The organism is Nesterenkonia sandarakina, assembly GCF_013410215.1.
GTDB lineage: Bacteria > Actinomycetota > Actinomycetes > Actinomycetales > Micrococcaceae > Nesterenkonia > Nesterenkonia sandarakina.
This window is the reverse complement of record NZ_JACCFQ010000001.1, coordinates 2,658,107-2,677,674: the sequence shown is the minus strand read 5'-3', so window position 1 is coordinate 2,677,674 and position 19,568 is coordinate 2,658,107. Positions and strand designations below refer to the sequence as shown.

Annotated in this window: 11 protein-coding genes; 8 read left to right on the top strand and 3 right to left on the bottom strand. The window is 63.7% G+C overall.

The window, feature by feature from the left end:
* Window positions 1-33: 33 nt before the first annotated feature.
* Complete coding sequence (locus HNR11_RS12205) at window positions 34-2,160, bottom strand: SGNH hydrolase domain-containing protein (RefSeq protein WP_179442613.1); 2,127 nt, start codon at window positions 2,158-2,160, stop codon at window positions 34-36.
* Window positions 2,161-2,326: 166 nt separating this feature from the next.
* Here HNR11_RS12205 and HNR11_RS12200 point away from each other — a divergent pair, with 166 nt between their 5' ends.
* The 7 genes from HNR11_RS12200 to HNR11_RS12170 all read left to right on the top strand — a co-directional run bounded on the left by HNR11_RS12200 (window position 2,327) and on the right by HNR11_RS12170 (window position 13,264).
* On the top strand, window positions 2,327-4,453 hold the full coding sequence (locus HNR11_RS12200) for an acyltransferase family protein (protein WP_179442612.1): 2,127 nt from the start codon (window positions 2,327-2,329) through the stop codon (window positions 4,451-4,453).
* 37 nt (window positions 4,454-4,490) lie between these two features.
* Entirely contained in the window at window positions 4,491-5,711 is a 1,221-nt protein-coding gene (locus tag HNR11_RS12195; protein ID WP_179442611.1) for a hypothetical protein, read from the top strand.
* A gap of 44 nt (window positions 5,712-5,755) precedes the next feature.
* On the top strand, window positions 5,756-6,901 hold the full coding sequence (locus HNR11_RS12190; RefSeq protein WP_179442610.1) for a hypothetical protein: 1,146 nt from the start codon (window positions 5,756-5,758) through the stop codon (window positions 6,899-6,901).
* 7 nt (window positions 6,902-6,908) lie between these two features.
* Window positions 6,909-8,162 carry an ATP-grasp fold amidoligase family protein gene (locus HNR11_RS12185; RefSeq protein WP_179442609.1) on the top strand — a complete coding sequence of 418 codons (1,254 nt, stop codon included), beginning with the start codon at window positions 6,909-6,911 and terminating at the stop codon, window positions 8,160-8,162.
* Between the two features lie 135 nt (window positions 8,163-8,297).
* On the top strand, window positions 8,298-9,575 hold the full coding sequence (locus HNR11_RS12180; RefSeq protein ID WP_179442608.1) for a nucleotide sugar dehydrogenase: 1,278 nt from the start codon (window positions 8,298-8,300) through the stop codon (window positions 9,573-9,575).
* Window positions 9,576-9,669: 94 nt separating this feature from the next.
* Window positions 9,670-12,165 (top strand): glycosyltransferase family 2 protein, encoded by a 2,496-nt coding sequence (locus HNR11_RS12175; RefSeq protein ID WP_179442607.1) that lies wholly within the window; start codon window positions 9,670-9,672, stop codon window positions 12,163-12,165.
* Window positions 12,158-13,264, top strand: coding sequence for an O-methyltransferase (locus HNR11_RS12170; protein WP_179442606.1), 1,107 nt, complete (start codon window positions 12,158-12,160; stop codon window positions 13,262-13,264). Before HNR11_RS12175 ends, HNR11_RS12170 begins: the two co-directional genes overlap by 8 nt.
* A gap of 19 nt (window positions 13,265-13,283) precedes the next feature.
* Here HNR11_RS12170 and HNR11_RS12165 read toward each other — a convergent pair whose 3' ends face one another.
* Together HNR11_RS12165 and HNR11_RS12160 are read right to left on the bottom strand one after the other, a co-directional pair.
* Window positions 13,284-15,377: an SGNH hydrolase domain-containing protein gene (locus HNR11_RS12165; RefSeq protein ID WP_179442605.1), complete on the bottom strand. Its 2,094-nt coding sequence runs from the start codon at window positions 15,375-15,377 to the stop codon at window positions 13,284-13,286.
* A gap of 7 nt (window positions 15,378-15,384) precedes the next feature.
* Window positions 15,385-18,228 carry a glycosyltransferase gene (locus HNR11_RS12160; RefSeq protein WP_179442604.1) on the bottom strand — a complete coding sequence of 948 codons (2,844 nt, stop codon included), beginning with the start codon at window positions 18,226-18,228 and terminating at the stop codon, window positions 15,385-15,387.
* A gap of 164 nt (window positions 18,229-18,392) precedes the next feature.
* On the opposite strand from HNR11_RS12160, the gene wecB reads away from it, so the two are divergent.
* Window positions 18,393-19,565 carry a non-hydrolyzing UDP-N-acetylglucosamine 2-epimerase gene (wecB, locus tag HNR11_RS12155; RefSeq protein WP_179442603.1) on the top strand — a complete coding sequence of 391 codons (1,173 nt, stop codon included), beginning with the start codon at window positions 18,393-18,395 and terminating at the stop codon, window positions 19,563-19,565.
* Window positions 19,566-19,568: the final 3 nt, after the last annotated feature.

The window sequence follows — 19,568 nt, the reverse complement described above, 5'->3', positions numbered from 1 at the left end:
CAGCGTCCATGGGTGCCACCGGGTGTCGTTCGGCTAGCTGGGCTGGGGTGTGAAGAGGTGTGGGAGCGATTCCTGCAGCGCCTGCTCCAGATGCGGGACCATGGTCTCGACGTATTCGTTGGTCAGATGATGACTGTCCCGGTAGACCAGCACGTTGCCGATGATCGCCGAGCATTGCTGCTGGGGGCAGAAGTGCTCCGTGAGGTCCATGCTGTAGGTGTTCTCCGGGAGGTCCAGCTGGCTCAACGGGTCACGCTCTGCGTATTTTCCGACGTCCGGGGCGCATGAGAGCTCGTCTCCGCCCTCTGCCAGGCAGTCCGGGATGTTGGACTCTGTTCGCGGGGTCCCGCGCAGCAGAAGCAGATCAGTCCCGGTCCGGGTGATCTCCTCCCAACGCTTCGGCGCGCCGTCGTGGACTTCTTCTTCTCCATCCTCCCGGGGGATCGCCGTGCCAGGGGTGACCACCAGGTCAGGTCCGCGCGCCTGAAGCATCTCGGGGAACGCGTCGTTCCATTCGTCGCAGGTCGAGGGCTTATCCGGGTCGTTGGCTCGGAAGACGCAGCCCCCCTTGGTGGACACGAGGACTTCCCAGTTGTGCCTCTCGGCCAGGATGATCCACGCGTTGTGCCAGTGCCCGGCATGGGAGCCGCCGGCGAGCATGATGGTCTCCTCAGGGTCGCTGGGGGAGGCGGCATCCTCGCAGACCAGCACCTCGCCGGAGCCCGGCTGATCCCCGGTGGGCTGATGACAGTCGGTCCGGGCGTATGCCGGAACGCGGTGCGATATTCCGCTGAGCTCGGGATAGAACTCGACCTCGCGGGTCGAGCTTTCAGCCCGGATGATGTCCGCGCCGGGGTAGAGCGCGCGGTCCACCCCCGCCATCGCCAAGCCGTCCTGCTGGGGGGCGGTGGTCATCTGCACATAGACCGTGGAGCCGACGCCGCCGATGACCAGTGTCCCGGCGGCCAGGCGCAGCGTCATGCGTCCGGCGCGGCCCGGCTGGGGACGGGCGGCAGTGGTCGGCACGCGGGCCAGGGGACGTTCCAGGAAGCGGAAGGTCAGCCACCCCAGCAGCAGCGAGGAGGCGAGCACCAGGACGGCATCGGGCAGGGTCAGGTCGGTGGTGCCTCGGAGTTCAAGTGTGAAGATCAGCAGCGGCCAGTGCCAGAGGAAGAGGCCGTAGGCGATGTCACCGAGTCTGGTGAACGGCGCCGTGGCCAGCAGACCGGCCGCAGAGCCGGGACCTTCTGGACTCTGGCGCCGAGGAGGGTGGTGTGCTGAACCCGCCCCAGATGGATCCGGGCGGGTTGGTCTCTGGCCTGCTTCCTGGGGTGTGGCCGAGGCGAGGACCAGTGCCATGCCGGCCAGCGGCCAGAGCGCCCAGGGGCCCGGGAAGAGCGCCGCGCCGTCCAGTGCGAAGCCGCAGCTGATGATCAGCCCGAGGCCCAGCCAGCCAGCAGTAGTGCGCAGCCGGCGCGGGAGCGTGAGCCTTGCTCCCAGCAGGGCGAGCAGGCCGCCGAAACCGAGCTCCCAGATCCGGGTCTGGGTGAGCAGGTACGCCTCGGCCTGGTTGTGCTGCTGCAGCAGCACGGCCGTCACGAAGGACGCCAGCATCAGCAGCCCGATCAGGGCCGCCATGGCGGCGGTGGGAGAGAGCCGGGATCGTCGGGCCAGGCCGACGGCGAGCAGCGCCACCGCCGGCCAGATCAGGTAGAACTGCCCCTGGACGGAGAGGGACCAGAAATGCTGAAAGGGACTCGTCTCCGCCCCGGCCGCCTCGTAGGAGAGCTGGGAGCGGACCAGCTCGAAGTTCTCGAAGTACAGCAGCGAGGCTCGCGCCTCGGTGATGAGCTGGGCGTGCCGGGTCAGCGGCAGCACCATCAGGCCCACGAGCGTGGTGACCGCGATGACCAGGGCCGCAGGCGCCAGGATCCGCCTGACAAGGCGTGAGAAGTAGCGCAGGAAATCGATCGTGCCCGTGGTGCCGGCCTCGCGCAGCAGCATGGCGGTGAACAGGAAGCCCGAGACCGCCAGGAAGATGTCGATCCCCCCGGAGACCCGGCCCGCACCGAAGAGGTGGAACAGCACGACGCCGGCGATCGCGAGTCCGCGCAGCCCGTGCAGCTCGGGGCGGTAGCGACGCTCGGGGAGTGCGCCCACGACAGGGCCGCCTGCTCTGGAGGCGCGCGGAGGCGGGGTGGGGAACGTTCGAGACATCGTGCTTTAGGCTATCCGATGGACGCCAGGCTGGACCTGGCGCAGCGACCCGAACCGATGCCTGCCGACCGGAGGCTCTCTTGCTAGAACTTGTTCAAGGAGCAATCCGATGACCGCAGCCGTGATCACACCGGTCGCACCAATGGCGCACGCCCCCTCGAAGTATCGGCCCGACATACAGGGTCTGCGGGCCATCGCCGTCTGTCTGGTCCTGCTTTACCACGCCGGCGCTCCCTTTCTCGGAGGAGGTTTCGTCGGGGTAGACGTCTTCTTCGTCATCTCCGGGTTCCTCATAACGGGCATGCTTCTGCGTCAGAGCATCGAGACCGGTCGTGTCGATCTTGCGGACTTCTACGCGCGTCGTATCCGTCGGATCCTGCCAGCAGCGACCGTCGTTCTCGTGTTCACCGCAATCGCGACACTGCTGATCCTTCCCAGAACCCGTTGGGAGGACATCGGACACGATCTCATCGGGAGCGCCCTCTACTACGCGAACTGGGTGTTCGCGGCCAACACCGATTACCTCAATGCGGAAACCGTGGCCAGCCCGCTGCAGCACTTCTGGACCCTTGCGGTGGAGGAGCAGTTCTACATCCTCTGGCCGTTGCTGATCGTGGGCCTGCTCTTCGCAGTCAAGAAGCTTCGTGATGTGAGCGCACTGCCGCAGTCCTCAGAGCTGGATCAGCGAAGAATCCGCAGATCGCTGGAGCTCGGCGTTGCCCTGATGATCCTGCCTTCGCTCGCCTGGTCCGTCTACTGGACCGCCGCTGAACCGGCACGCGCCTATTTTGTGACCACCACTCGCCTGTGGGAGCTCGGCATCGGGGCGGGCATCGCGGTCTTCGCGGTCTACCTGGAACGTCTTCCCTCGCAGGTGCGCTCCGGCCTGCAGCTCGGTGGCCTGTTGTGCATCGGCACTGCGGCGGTGGTGTATTCGAGCGCCACGCCTTTCCCCGGGATCGCGGCCATGCTGCCGACGTTGGGTGCCGCAGCGGTCATCGTCGGGGGGATGGCAGGACGCGCCGAGTCGGGGGCCGCGAAGCTTCTTGTGCTCAAACCCATGACCTGGGTGGGAGACGTGTCCTACTCGCTCTACCTGTGGCACTGGCCGTTGATCGTCCTAGGCACGCAGCTGCTGGGGGATGAGCTGCGATTCCGGTATGGGCTCCTGATCCTCGTCTTCGCGCTGGTTCCTGCGTGGTTGAGCTACACCTATATCGAGACCCCATTCAGGCAGTGGAATTACGTGGCGAGCAAGCCCTGGCGGGCCATCAAGGTGGGCCTCGCCATGATGCTCGCGTCTGCCGCGCTCGGCGTCGCGCTCCTGGTGGCAGTGAGCTCATTGAGCGACGACGACGCAGAAGGTTCTTCCCCCGCGCTCGGGGCCGAAGCGTTGCGGACAGATAGCTCGGCGGGAGCGGTGGTCAGCGCAGTGGATTCCTTCGAGCCCCGTGTCGAGGAGGCTGTCGACGACATCCCCTCGTTATACGACGGCGGGTGCCACCAAGAACAGAGCGAAGTTGGCGTAGAACCATGTGTCTTCGGTGACGCAGACTCCGACTATGTCGTTGCACTGGTCGGCGATTCCCACGCCGCGCATTGGCTGCCCGGACTCTTGCCGATAGCGGAGACGAACGGCTGGCGACTGGAGACCTACACGAAATCTGCATGTTCACTGAATGGGGTTGCCCTGGCAGGTGAAGAGGGCTTCTATGAGGAGTGTCATGAGTGGGGACAGCGGATGATGGAGACGCTGCGCGAACATTCCGACCTGGACCACGTCATCGTGAGCGCATCTCGGTACAACCCCGCGGAAGACGCACCGGAGTCTGTGCCTACGGGGAGCGTGGAAGATGGGTACTCGCAGGTGTGGCGGGATCTGGAAGAGGCCGCCATCCCGGTGACCGTGCTGCTGGATGCTCCCCGAATCCAGATTGACCTTCCCGAATGCGTCGCAGAGCACCCTGAACAGCTTCAGGAGTGCGCCGTTGACCGTGAACAGGCGATCGACGCGAGCGGCTATGGCCAACAGAGAGCGGCCGCGGAGTCCAGCGGGGCGACTCCCGTGGATCTCAACGAGGCGATCTGCCCGGAGCAGCAGTGTGCGCCGATCATCGGTTCGGTCCTGGTCTACAGGGACTCGCATCATCTCACGGCGACCTATGCCCGCTCTCTCTCCTCCCACATGGAAGAAGAGCTCCGGCAAGGAGACGAACTTCGGTTCCGCAGAGACTGACGACTGCGTCCAGACAGCGTTCATCAAGACTCATCGATTGAACCGGACCCAGCTCACGGAGTCTGCACCGGCAACGATCCTCAGGAGGGATGATATGGATCACGCAACTGACATCGAAGGAGCGACCCCCGAGTCGGTCAACGTGACCTTCGTGGAGGAGCACCTTCGGGATCGATGGCTGCAGTTCAGTGAAGGTGGACAGCCGCTGGCCCACACGGAAGCGATTCTTGCGGCCGCAGCCGAACAAGGTCTCGTCTCCCAGCGCTCGGGCAAGAACGTGCTGCTCTTCGATGGCGGGCGCTGCGTCGGTGGTCTCATGGGCGCGACTCCTTCGATGAACAGCAGCTTCGCACAGCTGGTCGCAGCCTCGAAGAACCTCACCAAATCTGTCCTGTGCCGGGCGGGGCTGCCGACTCCGCCAGCGAAACAGTTCGGGGCATCGGACTGGACCCCGTCCCTGGCCTACCTTGAGGCGCAAGCGCGCAGGCGCCAGGTGGTCAAACCCGCGGACGGGCGTCAGGGGCTTGGCATCACCACCGGAGTCGTCACCCCGGAAGATCTCTCAACCGCGTGGGCCCGCGCGATGGAACACTCCAAGAGCGGGCGCGTCCTCATCGAAGAAGAAGTGCCCGGGGTGGATGTACGTATTCTCATCGTCGCCGGTCGTGCGGTGGCTGCGGCGACAAGGATCCCGCCCTTCGTCATAGGCGACGGCGAACGCTCTATCCAGGAACTGATCGACCAGTTGCAGCTCGCCCGGGAAGGACATGTGTACCTCAGGGACCGAGCGCTGAAGGTGGACGACCGTTATCTCCAGCGCTGTCATGCCGCCCTCAGTGATGTGCCAGCCGCTGGAAGCGTACAGTTCCTCAATGGGACCGCCAACCTGTCGCAGGGCGGTGTGGCTGTGGATCTCACAGACACGATCCCCGCAGATGCACTCGCGCTGGCGGAAGCCGCCGCCGCGGCGGTCCCTGGACTGAACTTCGCCGGCGTCGATGTACTGATGCCGGACCTGCGGACCGCGCACAGTGCGAGCGTCATCGAGGTCAATACGAGCCCCAATCTTCTGGTCCACGACGCCCCGGCCTACGGCAGGCCACGGCACACGGCGGCCCTCCTGGTCCGGGCATTGTCCGCCCAGAATTCCTCGCAGGCGCAGCAGAACGGATCTCCCGAACTGGTGCCTGCTGCTGATGGAGCCGAAGAGCGGCCTTCGTGGAAGCGCCGCTTTGGATTCCCTGGCCGGAGACACTGAGCCGGTTCCCGGTCTCAGGCGCTCAGGCAACTAGCATGGAGCCCATGCCCGAGACCCTCACCGATGAGCCCGCACTGTCCTGGCCCGCTTTCGTGGCCGCGTCAGGCGCAGCTGGACACAGTCCATTGGAGACGGTCATCGCAGACGAGATCCTGCCGAGACTCTCCGCGGTCAATCGCCCGACCAAGACCTTGGACACGTCGGGAATCTTCTGGACGCCGCTGAAGAGTCGCGGTGTCAAGGGAGCCAAGGTGAGTGACCGATGCCGAATATATACCCGGGAGGGTAAGGTCATCGGCGGCCGGGACGGAGATGCGACTTCGCTGACCAGTGACCTGGCCGAGCGAATACTGCTCACGAAGAGCTCTGTCAAACAGCATCTCGCGAGTGCCGGGCTTCCGGTGCCTGACGGACGCGTCTTCGCAGCCGGGGACGGGGATGGCGCTTTGGCGTACGCCAAGTCGCTTCAGGGTCCCGCCGTGGTCAAGCCCAACGGGCGTACCTCAGGCGCAGGCGTCTCCACCGAAGTCCACGACGAGAGTCGTTTTCGCGCCGCTTGGCGCTCGGCGGTGGCTGCCGCGACCAAAGCCGAACCGCCGCGTCCCTGGGATCCAGCGTCACCGGCAGGGGAGTCTGGTGACCAGATACTGGTGGAGCCGCATGACGCCGGACTCGCGCTTCGGGTGTTCGTGACGGGAGAGAGCGTCCTCGGAGCGGTGGTCCGACTGCCGATGTTCGTCGTGGGGGACGGGATTCACTCGTTGGGTGAGCTCATCGAGGAGCTGAACACTTGGCGAGACCGGCACGTGCTGCTCAGGCGTCTGACACCGCGAGAGAGTGTCATGGAAGGACGCCTCAGACGACTCGAACTCACCCCGGAGACAATCCTGACGCAGGGCCAGGTATGCCGACTTCAAGAGGGGCCGAGCGTGCAGCGTGGTGGGCTCAGCCTGGATGTCACCGACCGGCTGGACCCGGCTATCCGGGAGCTCGCGGTCGAAGCCCGATGGGCCATTCCTGCCATGTTTGCAGCTGGCATCGACATCTCGGTGCCCAGGATCTCGTCCTCGACGGGCGTCGTCATCGGAGTCAATGACCGGGCCAGTCAGCACCTACACCTCTACCCGACCTTCGGCGCCTCGCGGAACCTCGCCCGGGGGATCGTCGATCAGTTCATCCAGAGAGCCTAGGGAGCATATGAAGAACCTGCGCAGCCAGATGCTGCAACGAGTCCCAGGAATCTCCTGGCGAGACCGCAAGCTTGAATTCCTGGAAACCAGACTCGCCGGCGTAGAGGCCGAGCGCAGGAAGTTGACGCAGCAGCTGGACGACGCGCGCGATCAGGTTGCGAGAAGTCGCGGCGGGACGGCCGAGGCGGTGTCTCGAGCGGCGCGCCTCTCAGAGGAGCTGAAAGCGGCCGAGCAGCTGTCCCGGGAGGAACGGCTGCGACGTCGTGCTCCCTCCTTCGAGGCACTTCTCTCTGCATACGCGGCCCAGCACAAGGCAGCGCTCAGGCTCGGCGACCGCAGCCACAGCCCGATGGCGCAGGTCCCCTACAAGCTGCGCAACTACTCCCTCGCTCAAAGCCACGGGGTCCGCACGCCTAGGATCTCGGGTGTATGGAGCGTCGCGAACGAGGTCACGCTCAGCGAAGTCTCCTCGGAGCGCATCGTGCTCAAGGGAGATGGTGGCCACAGCGCCCAGGGAGTCTTTCCGCTTGAGCGCACCAGCGATGGATGGCGATCCTTGGACGGCGGAATCCGCTTCACCGGCGACGTTCCACCTCCGGAGGTCCTGGGACCCTTGGGCAGAGCCCGCGCTCCCTTCTTTGCGGAGGAGTTCCTGGAGAGCCCCAGTGGGTGGACCATCCCTGAGGACGTGAAGCTCTATTGCGCGTACGGGCAGGTGTTGCAGGTCTACGTGATGAGGTCCTCCAGCGACGGCAATATGGTGCGCCAGAACTTCTCGAGTCGCTTCTTCGACGCGGACGGAGAGCCATTCGATGAGATCCGTCGGGGGCTCCGGTATGACACTGGGATCGATGCGCCGAGGCAGCTTCCAGAGCTGGTCGAGGCCGCGCGGCATCTCTCATGCGCCGTCGGACTGCCCTTCATTCGCGTAGACATGTACGCCACCCGCAATGGGCCAGTCCTGGGCGAGCTGACTTCTGTGCCCAGCGGAGGCAAGCAGAGCTACACGCAGGACCATGATCAGCTGATGGGTCAGGCCTGGGTGAACGCCGCCGCGGCTCTCGAACGAGATCTGATGCTGGGACGTCCGTTCGGAACCCTCTACGGCGACGCTGACTTCGCCTGGATGTATCCCGAAGCGCAGGACAAAACAAATATGCATCATCCCGATAATTGGACGAGACGGATGGGGCGATGCTCCCAGTGGTGCGCTGCTGATTCTCATGGTGATCGCGGCCCGGGAGCACTCGACGTTTCCTGAACGAGATCAGCAAGGCTCGGCGATTTCAGCCCGAGAATGGCGTTAGTCCTTTATAGAATTTCAAGTCTGCGGTGTCGCCGGATCTTTGGTCCCGGCACTCGAATCCGACACCTACCCCGAATTGGAAGAGCTGCAATGAATTCAACAGAAGGACGCGACGTCGTCGTCGTGCTGGGACAGGGGTACGTGGGTCTGCCCCTGGCCGAGGCGGTGGTCGAAAGCGGAGCAAAGGTCTATGGCTTCGAAATTAATCCCGCTCGAGTCGAGACGATAAACAACGGCCAGTCACATATCGATGATCTCAGTGACGACCAGCTCAAGTCGATGCTGGCAGCAGGCTATGAAGCTTCCGCCGATACGGCCGTACTCGGCGCCGCCGACTTCGCCATCATCGCAGTTCCCACTCCCCTTGACGACGGCGGAGGCCCTGACCTTCGGGCTGTGGAGGCCGCTGCACGTGCTCTCGCGGTGGAGTTGAAGCCCGGAGCTACTGTGGTGCTCGAATCGACCACTTACCCGGGCACAACCGAGGACGTGGTGTTGCCGATCCTTGAAAGTGGAGGACGCGTGCACGGGGAGGACTTCTTCCTCGCCTTCTCGCCAGAACGAGTGGATCCCGGCTCCGCCGAGTTCGGCATCCGGAACACACCGAAGCTGGTCGGAGGGCTCACCCCGGAGGCCACCGAGAAAGCCACTCGCTTCTACGAGGGATTCGTAGACACCGTGGTCCCGCTCGCAGGCGCGAAGGAAGCCGAGACAGCCAAGCTGCTCGAGAACACCTACCGTCATGTGAACATCGCCCTGGTCAACGAGATGGCACGTTTCTGCCACGACCTCGACATTGATATCTGGGAGGTCATCCGCGGGGCAGCCAGCAAGCCGTTCGGATTCCAGAAGTTCACACCCGGTCCGGGTGTCGGAGGGCACTGCATCCCGATCGACCCGAACTATCTCAGCTTCCAGGTCAAGAAGACGCTCGGCTACCAGTTCCGTTTCGTTGAACTTGCTCAGGAGATCAACAACTCAATGCCCCAGTACGTCGTGGGCCGAGTCTCCGAACTGCTGAATGACCAGCGCAAGCCTCTGAACGGGTCCAAGATTCTCATCCTTGGGATCACCTATAAGCCCAATATCGCCGATCAGCGTGAATCTCCTGCACTGCCGCTTGTGGAGATCCTTCGTGCGCGCAACGCCGAGGTTTCCTTCCATGATCCGCTGGTAAAGGAGTGGGATGTTGCAGGTGAGCGCATCTCCCGAGTCCCCGACCTCGATGCCGCCCTGGAGGAGGCCGACCTGGTTCTGCTGCTTCAGGCACACGCCAGCTACGACATGGACCACGTGGCTCGGCTGTCCAAAACGCTGTTCGACACCCGCGGCGCCGTGGCCGGCCAGGAAGGTGTGTACAAGCTCTAATGGACCGCTTGCCAGGCCCGATGGTCCACGTTGCTGCGTACCAGGCATCTTTGATCTTTACGCCCGCTGAATCCTGCGCTGGAGCTGCCCGCTGATGAGCACATTGCCCGCTGACCTCCTCGAGGAATACGTCGCCGACGCCAGGAGGCTGGGGATCGTGGCGGAGAGCGCCGCGCTCCAGGCCAGATCACCGGATATGCGGGAGATCTTCGCGTATGCCGCCAGCGGTGGGAGCTATACCTGGCAGGAGGTCCATCGACGGGTGCTGGACTCAGATTTTCGTGGTCTAGATCCGCTCTGGCTCGCGAAGCTTGCGCGTGTGTCCGGTCTCCAAGACCTCTACGAGGACGATTCCGAGTTCGCACTGGCAGCGCTGCGTCATGCCAACAGGTCCCTGTGGCGATCCCAGCCTTATCGGCGGTTCCACGTGCTGGAGATCCAGCTGCTGATGGAACGAAGAGAGTTCGAGGAGGCGGAACAACGACTTCACGAGAACCTTGATCTGCGGCGTGCGACGCAGGGGTATATCAAGTGCGATCTTCAGAACCCGTTCCTGCGTGCGGACCCGAACCTGTACGAGAACTGGGTCGAGGAGTTCAACCGGCCCTTCCTCCGAGGTGGGTGGCTTCAGGTGAGCGTCGCCGAGGGGTCCTCTCAGCCCTTCGATCGTCTTGAAGGGCAGGAGGCGGCTGATCCCTGCGGAACAGATGCGGAATCACCCCTGGTGTCGGTGATCATGACCACCTTCAAACCAGAACGGCATACCTTGCTCGCCGCAGTGAACTCGATTCTGGCGCAGACCTGGCGCAGGCTTGAGCTCATCGTCGTCGATGACGCGTCACCCGAAGAGTTCCAGTCCGTCCTCGATGAGGTGGAAGCTCTAGATGACCGCCTGCGGGTTGTTCGTCTGACCAGCAACGGGGGAACATACGTTGCGCGGAACGAAGCCATGCGGATCGCCTCCGGAAAGTTCATCGCTGGACAGGACTCGGATGACTGGTCCCACCCCGAGCGACTCCAGGCTCAGGTGGAGTACCTCGAGGAGAACCCCGATGTCCCTGGCGTGATCACTTCTGCGCTCAAGATGGACGAGGACCTCGTCATGACGTGGCGAGGAAGAGACCCCAGGAGGCCCTGCGAAGTCAGCCTCATGGTCCGACGCGTCGCTGCTGCTCGAGTCGGTGGGTACATGCCCGCTCGAAAGGCGGCAGACTCCGAGTTCAGAATGCGCATCTCAGCGGCGTCCTCCCAACCGGTCGGCAGACTGATGGCTCCTCTCTACCTCATCCGCGTGCTGCCGAACTCGTTGTCCCGGGGAGACTATCTCCCGGGATGGTCCCACCCCAGCAGGATGGGATATCGGCGCTCCTATGCTCGTTGGCATGCCGTGGCCTCGGCCGCCGGCGGAAGCCTCCGCGTCACCCCGGGAACGTCTTTGGAGGAATTGGAAGTATCCATACCCGGTCGCTTCCAGCTGGTGCAGCCCGACCCTCCGCAGGTCGATGTCGCCTACCTTGCTGACTGGCGAGGCGACGAAGGCGTGCAACGCGCGGCCCTGGACGAGCTGGAGCTGCTGGCCGCCGCAGGACTTCGCGTGGGGGTGGTGCACATGGATTCCTGGAAGTACTGCGGTGAACGTATGGGTCCCTTCGCGGCTCAGCTCCAGGACGGGATCAACGCAAGGAAATGGAGTCTGCTGCGTTTCGACGAGGCGGCGGCTGTGGGTCTTCTCGTCGTGAGGGACCCGAGAGTTCTCCAGTTCCTACCGGCCGAGCCGTGCCATCTTGTCATCCGGCGGGTGATGCTGCTCATAGACGAGAGCCCGGCCGCAGAAGAAGTTCGCGGCTACGACGCCGTTTCCTGCACAGAGAATGCACGCACGCTTTTCAACGTGGAGCCGATCTGGTCGGCCACCCGGGCGGGGCTGCCAGCGCTGGCCATTGTGCGCAACCAGGGTGTCTCGGTCATGGATCAGACGGTTCCGTATGCGCTCTCGAATAAGCTGTGGAACAGCAGACCGCAACGCAGGTTGAGTGAACATCCTGTCATCGGCCGCCACGCTCGAGTTCTGGATCAGGCATGGCCCGAGGATCCAAAGACGGTCAACGAGCTCTGGCCTCTGAGTAGTGCCGAAGATGTGTGGATCCGCGGTGGCGTCAGCGAAGTGCTCGACGTCTTGGAGGTGGAGGCACTGCCAAAATCCTGGGTGGCCTTCCCTGCAAAGGACTTACCCGTTCGAGCGTTCTTGAACGCGGTTGACTTCTACGTGCCGACGTTCACCAGAGCCGGTCCGCGTGAAGTCAGAGAGGTCATAGAGGCGATCGCGAGCGGCTGCATCGCGATTCTTCCGGAGCCCTTCCGGCCTATGCTGGGCGACGCGGCGGTATACGCGAAACCTGCGCAGGTGTCTGCGAGGATTCGCTCGTTCTGGCGATCTCCGGCGACCATGAACGCGCACCGTCAGCGGGCCGCGGAGCTCGTTCGCGGAAACCTCATCCACAACACAGATTTTGTGCAACTGATCCAATCCGTCGTATCGATTGAAGAGTCCTCGGACAAGAGTGGAGAATTCGTTGCTGGGAATGTCTAGAAAACAGGCGATCGTCACAGCGGCCGTCGTGGCGGCAGCAGTCGCCGTGGTCCTGCTAGCAGTAGATGAGACAGGATTGATGGTGTCTGCTCTCACCGTTCTTCTGACGCTTGGCGCCCTGAGTGTGCTGGTTCTGCGCGTGCAGTATGCAGTCCTGCGAGAAGTCCGGCGATCTTCCACTGCGACTAAACGTGCGGATGAGAAGTCGAACCGGGAACTGGCCAAGGTCTCGTCCCGACAGCACAAGATCGAAGAGACGCTCGCGATCATGCGGAAAGACGTCAAATCGACCAACACCAAGAACGAAGCGCGCATCGCGAAGTCAGCCGGGGACGTCGATCGTATACGGGCGCTGCGTGTGCGGCTCGAAGAGGCGGAGAGAAGGATTCTTGCTGGCACCGAGACATCCCGGCTTTCGATGGAGGATTCGGCGAAGAAACTGATCAGCCAAGGCCCCCGAGAAACCCGTGATGTGGTGCGGCAGGTTGAGGCGCTCTTCCAGCTCTTCGCCGGTGAAGCGACCGACCAGCGTGCGCCCATGCCTCCGACCGGCAACTACGCCTTGGATGCTCCGGCGATGCTACATCTGCTGCACCTCATACGTTCTAAACGACCACAGCGGATTCTGGAGCTCGGAAGCGGCACGTCGACGATCTGGATCGCCTATCTGTGCCGTGAACTCGGTATCGAACTGGTCTCGCTGGATCACCTGGAGGGTTACGCGCAGCAGACGAAGGCCGCGCTGCGGCGACACGGGTTGGAAGATGTTGTGGACCTCCGAGTGGCACCCCTCGAGCCCGTCCAGATCGACGGTCAGACGTTCGAGTGGTACGCCCAGGGCGCATCGTCTGATCTTTCAGGCATAGATCTCCTGATCGTTGATGGTCCGCCCAAATCCACCGGGCCCAGGGCTCGTTTCCCTGCTGTTCCAGCGCTTCGGGACAAGCTGTCAGATCAAGCCACAATCGTCTTGGATGATATGCACCGCTCGGGTGAGGTCGAGATACTCGAATCCTGGCGCAGCGAGTTCGCGGAGCTCGTGCAGGAGGACGAGGGACTCAGCCGACTCGGCGTGCTGAGACGAGGAATCCTGGCCTGATGGACCGCCCCTCCTGCCGTCAGCGGTACAAGTGGGGCAGCTCTGCTCTGATCCGCTCATCGAGGTAGGGAGCCAGCGTCTCCACGTAGTGGGAACTCAAATGACTGTCGTCTCGGTAGACACCGACGTTGCCGATGACTGCTGGGCATGCCCCCTCAGGGCAGATGTAGTCCGTCATGTCGATCGAATAGATGGATTCGGTCCGAGTGATCTCGGCAAGGAGATCCTGCTCGGCATAGATGCTGTGGTCCACGCCGCAGCTCTCTGAAGTTCCGCCAGCGGCGAGGCAGTCGGGCACGTTCTCGTCTGGACGTGCTGTTCCCCGGATGAGAAGAAGTTCAGCACCGGTCTCCACAATCTCGTGCCAGCGATTCTCCGCACCGGGGGTGATCTGCTCCTCGCTCCCGCTGCGGTACAAGGCCGTCCCAGTGGATATCACCACGTCGGGTCGATACTCCGTCACGACGGAGGGTAGGTTCTCGTTCCACCTCACACAGTTGTCCCGGTCTTCATCCTCAGCGTCTCGAAGTCTGCACCCAGACTTATTTGCCACGATGAGCTCCCAGTGGTGTTCCTCTGCCAGGAGAGCGAGTGCGTTGTACCAGTGGGCAGAGTGTGACCCTCCGGTCAGCATGATAGTCGCGGCCGGTTCCGCGGGTGGATCTGGATCCTCGCAGACCAGCACTTCATCCGAGCCTGGTTCATCCAGGTTGGTCTGTTCGCAGCCCCAGGTCGCAAACATCGGTTCGCTCGCGCCCAGCTCGTGCGGTTCCGGAAACACATCCCCGTCATCGTTCAAGCGCTGTCCGCCCTCCAGCGCCGCGGCACCTGGGTAAGCGCTCCGATCTACACCCGTCATGGCGTAGCCTTCTGGGATCGCGGGTGCGAGCTGGGTCATGACCAGCGATGATGCAATTCCGACGACCGTCAGCACCGCTGCAGTGGCCGCGAGCTGTGCCTTTACCCCGACTTTTGTCCGGTTCATCGGCTGCTCGACCCACCGGTAAGTCACCCAGGCCAGCAGCAGTGAGACAGCGAACACCGCCGCGGCGCCTTGCACGTCGATCGCTTCTCGGTCTTGCGCCTCGAGATAGAAGATCAACAGCGGCCAGTGCCAGAGATAGAGCCCGTACGCCACGTTGCCGATCCATGCAAAGAAGCCGTGGGAGAGGAACGCCGCAGCGCTGGCTCTGGACTCATTCAGACCTAGGCCGCTGTTGGCCGAGAGCATCACCAATGTGAGCCCGGCCAACGGCCACAGTGCCCAGGGCCCCGGGAACAATGAGGCGCCATCAAGGAGGAAGCCGCAGGTGACGATCAGTCCGACCCCCATCCATCCCGCGAGGAACCTCAGTCGTGAAGGCAACGCGATCGACGAGGCGACGAGAGCCAGAAGCCCGCCGAACGCCAGCTCCCAGAATCGCGTGCGCGTCATGAGATAGGCCTGGTCCTGATCCATCGTCTGCATGTAGAGCGTGAAGACGAAAGATGCGGCGATGATGAGTATGACTAGGAGCGTCATCACGTGCGCGGCAGGCCTCCTGAGCCTGCGGGCAAGCAGCACGGACACCACGGCGACAACAGGCCAGACCAGGTAGAACTGCCCCTGGACGCTGAGTGACCAGAAGTGCTGGAACGGGCTGGTCCCAAGCCCAGCGGCACCATAGGCCAGCTGTGAGTTGATCAGCTCGATGTTCTCGAAGTACAGGAACGAGGCCCGGGCCTCAGTCCAGAGCTGTTCATGTCGCGTACTGGGGAACAGATAGAGCCCGACGGCCAGAGTCGTGGCGATGACCATCGCAGCAGCTGGCAAGAGCCGTCGCGCGATGCGAGCCAGATACCGCACGATATTGATGGGGCCCGCCCCGACGGCAGACTCGCGCAGCAGCATACCGGTGAACAGGAACCCCGACACCGCGAGGAAGATGTCGATGCCACCGGAGACCCGCCCAGCCCCGAAGAGATGGAACAGCACCACACCCAGGATCGCGAGACCACGCACCCCGTGGAGTTCTGGGCGGTAGCGGCGTTCGGGAAGATTGTGCGTCAGGCGCTGGTCCGTGGCAGAAGGGCGTGCCTGGGCAGCTTGGGGCAGGTCAGGCTGACGCTCCACACTGGAGCTACGCAGGATCGATCCCGTACGACCGAAGCCGAGCGATGTACGCGGAGGGACTGCACTCCTCGCGCACGAAATCTAGACCCTTCTGGCGCTGCTCCTCGTAGCGCTGGGGGTCCCAGAGCCCGCTGATCGTGGCCTGCACGTTTCGCGGCGTCGCGTAGACGGCGCCCTCTCCGAAGACCGGCTCGAAATGTGGCGGGAGCACGCAGACGACGCCGTGGTTCATCGCCTCGAGAATCGCCATCCCGAAGGCTTCGACGAGGTCGTCGCTGTGGTAGTACACGAAGAAGTCGAGGCTGCGCAGGTAATCCGATACCTCGATGCCGTTGAAGGGGTGCACCGTCCAGCTCGGCGGAAGCTCCTCGGGCAGCCAGCCGGCCTTGATGGGTGTGCCTGCGCCGCCAAGGATCGCGACCTCGACTGAGCCGTCGACCGGGTAGGTCTTGAGGAAGTCCGACTTCGTCGAAGGCCACTTGCCCGGATGATCCCGTCCGTGACGCCCGATCACTGGGGTTCGTTCTTCAGACGGGAGCCTGGTGCTGCGTGCTTCGAGTTCGAGCGGGACGGTGATGCCCTTCCAGGCGCCCGGGGCGAGCTGGCCGGAAGGAACGAGGTCCTGGATGTATTCGCGCAGCCGTTCACTCTCCGCTGCCCACTCGGGGGCTGCCCCGAACGTCGCCGAGACGTTGCGGGTGACTGCTCGCACATCGTAGCTGCGGCGATCGCCGGCAAGTTCATAGGGCATGTGGTTGGCCACCACGAGTACCCGCTCGGCAACCAGCTTCGAGCGGGTTCCAAGTGCCAGCTGCATGCATGCCGGCCACCGGATCAGGAGCAGCTTCGTGCGCGCGGACTGCGCCACAGCAAGCCGATCGACTCGTCCGTCGAGGACGAGGCGTTCCAGTGCGGGAACGAAGTGGCGCTTCGATGCGGAGGGGATGAGGCCATTCTCGATCGGGATCACACCGACCTTCAGGCCGGCATCCAGGCAGGTCGTGATCTCCTGGAGCAGCACGCTGGAGTTGCCAGCTTCGAAGCCGAACTCCGAGAGGTAGATGACGTCATAGTCCGCAGGTTCTGAGGGTTTCTCAGGCAGGAAGCTCGGGGGTGCGACGAAGGGCCGAACCTCGGGGTGCTTCGGCATATAGGGGGTGGCTTCACCGCGTTCGATCTTCCGATGCCAGTCCCGGTATGCGCGCTGGTAGGCATGCCGGTCGTCGTGACGGAAGCCCAGTCCCAGATCCGAGCTTGTGAGGTTCCCGCTGCCCATCAGGGAGAAGGCGAGCGGTGCTTTGATCGTCGGCTGCAGGTCCACGCCGTAGACGAGCTGGAAGCGGAACTTGAATTCGCCGTCGCCGGATTTGCGCACGGTGTCCCAATAGCCCAGGGTCTGCTGGATCTCCTCTCGGCGGAACATCAGCGACGCGAAGCTCGGGTGGACCACACGGTCGGGACCCCACCGGAGCAGGAATTCGAGATCTTCACTCACGCGCACCCAGTTGCCGAGGTTCGCCTTGACGGAGCTGTCGCTGAGCAGTTCAGTCGCCTGCAGCTCGATCTTCTGCGGGTGGTGCCAGTCGTCCTTGTCCGCGATCGTGACGAAGAGGCCCTGGGCGAGGTCGTAGCCGTCGTTGCGCACGGCGTAGGCGCCACGGTTCGTCTCACAGAACACCAGCCGGACTCGGTCATCTCTCTCGGCCCAGTTCTGCAACCGGTCTCGATATCCGGTGGGAACCCCGTTGCGGTCATGTGTGGGGGAGGCATCGTCGATGACGATGATCTCCAGGTTTCGCCAACTCTGCCGCAGCAGGGAGTCAATGGCGAGGTCGGTGGAGTCATCGGGCTCGTAGATCGGCATGATGACGCTGACCAGGGGCTGCTCGTTGAGCGGAATCGCCGCCTGCGGAGTCTCAGCGGTGAGCTCGAAGAATGAGGGAGAGTCGGGATTCTTCACCTCGATGGGGCTGAGCCCGCTCTCGCTGAGCAGCGTGTTGATGGACTCGAGCCATTCGAATCGACGTCGCGGGTCCGAGGTCACGTTGGGGTTGATGGCGTTGAGCCTCAGGAAGCCCTGGCCGTAGTGACGGTCGGCACCCTGAGCAGGTGCTGACTCCAGCACCTCGATCGCTTCAGGGAAGCGCTTCTTCCAGGTCAGCAGGTCGGCGTAATATGAGCGATCTACTCCGGAGAGGACCTTCGGACCGTGCTCATGGTGCAGCAGCTCGTAGATGCTCAAGGCATCCAGCAGGTCCATCTCGGTGTCGCGCTGGGAATACAGCACGCGGGCGAGGTTGATCAGCCCCGGCTTCCAGGTGTTGCCGATGAGCTCCCTCTCGGCCCTCTCCCGGTACATCGGGATGCGCCAGGATTCCAGGAGATCACCCAACTGGGTGAAGTCGTGGTGGCCGTTGGTGGCAGCGTGCGCCAGGACATCGCGTGCTCCGATCAACCGGTTGCGGATGGCCAGTGTGGTGAACCAGGAAAGCTGCCCCTTGACCGAGCGAACCTGCTGCGCCCAATACCCTGTGGTGGAGTCGTGTTTGCCGGAGACGGCCGGAGTGACGAGAGTCTGAGCCTTGCGGTCCCTGCGCAGCTGCCGGGAGATGTCGCTGGTCTGGGCGAGCAGCCGTCGGGAAACGCTGCTGAACCCATAGATGGAGACCCCCAGCGAGAGCAGCAGCATCGCTGAGATCCCGACGACGACGACCGGCCACCACTGCAGAACGGCAGCCGCCGTGCTGAGCGTCGCAACAACGATGAAGACCCCGATCGCGGCCTTGTGGGTCCGCGTGAGTCGTTGACGAAGACCACGCAGCGAACGCGTCGAACCTGAACGCAAAATCAATCCCTTTCCTGCATCGATCTCGGTCCCGATGCTGACACGGTGCTGAAGTTTACCGGCACAATCGCTCAGGACCACGGTACCTGGGTGTCAGTCCGGCCCCATGTCGGAGCGGGGAGCTAGGCTTGGTGGCAGATATCGGGCGTATGAAGGGATTGTCAGAGGCGATGAAGCGAATCATGCCCATCTACGGGACTCGTCCCGAAGCCATCAAGATGGCCCCGATCGTCAAGGCGCTGCAGGCCAGCGATCTCTTCGAGTGTGAGGTCACCGTGACCGGGCAGCACCGCGAGATGCTGGACCAGGTCAATGAGCTCTTCGGGATCGTGCCGGACCACGACTTGAACATCATTCAGCCGCGGCAGACGCTCAACGGCGTGCTCACCCGCACGGTCACCGGCCTGGACGCGCTCTTCGCGGAGCACAAGCCTGACGCCGTCGTCGTCCAGGGTGACACCACGACCACCACCGCCGGGGCGATGGCGGCGTTCTATTCCGGGATCCCGGTGATCCACGCCGAGGCCGGGCTGCGCTCCTTCAACCTCTACTCGCCGTTCCCGGAAGAGGCGAACCGGAAGATGACGAGTCAGATCACGGCGCTGCACCTGGCTCCCACTGCGCAGTCCCGGGCGAACCTGCTGCGCGAGGCGCTGCCGGCCGAGGACATCGTGGTCACCGGCAACACGGTGATCGATGCGCTGCTCGAGGTGGCCAGCAAACACGTGCCCTTCGCGGATCCGCAGCTCGAGGACGCCGCCGCCTCCGGCCGCGAGGTGCTGCTGGTGACCACCCACCGCCGGGAGAACCAGGGCTCCGCGATGGAGGGCGTGGGCCGGGCCCTGGCCCGACTCGCAGATCGCTATCCGGAGAAGCTGATCGTGCTCCCGGCGCACCGCAACCCGGTGGTCCGCGAAGCGATCCTTCCCGCACTTGCCGGTCACGAGAACGTGATCGTCACGGAGCCGCTGCCCTACGGGGAGTTCACCCGGCTGATGAACCTGGCCACCGTAGTGCTCACCGACTCCGGCGGCGTGCAGGAGGAGGCCCCGTCGCTGGGCAAGCCGGTGCTGGTGATGCGGGAGAACACCGAGCGTCCAGAAGCCGTCGACGCCGGGACCGTGCGCCTGATCGGCACCGCCGAAGAACGGGTGGTCGAAGAGGTCGCGACGCTCTTCGACGACGCGGACGCCTACGCGGCCATGGCCAATGCGGTGAACCCCTACGGTGATGGCCACGCGGCCGAGCGCACCGTCGCGGCGATCGCGTCGATGTTCGGTCTCGGGGATCGGCTCGAGGACTTCCAGCCCCAGGAGAGCCCCGCCGCGACCGGCGGAGTGTGAGTC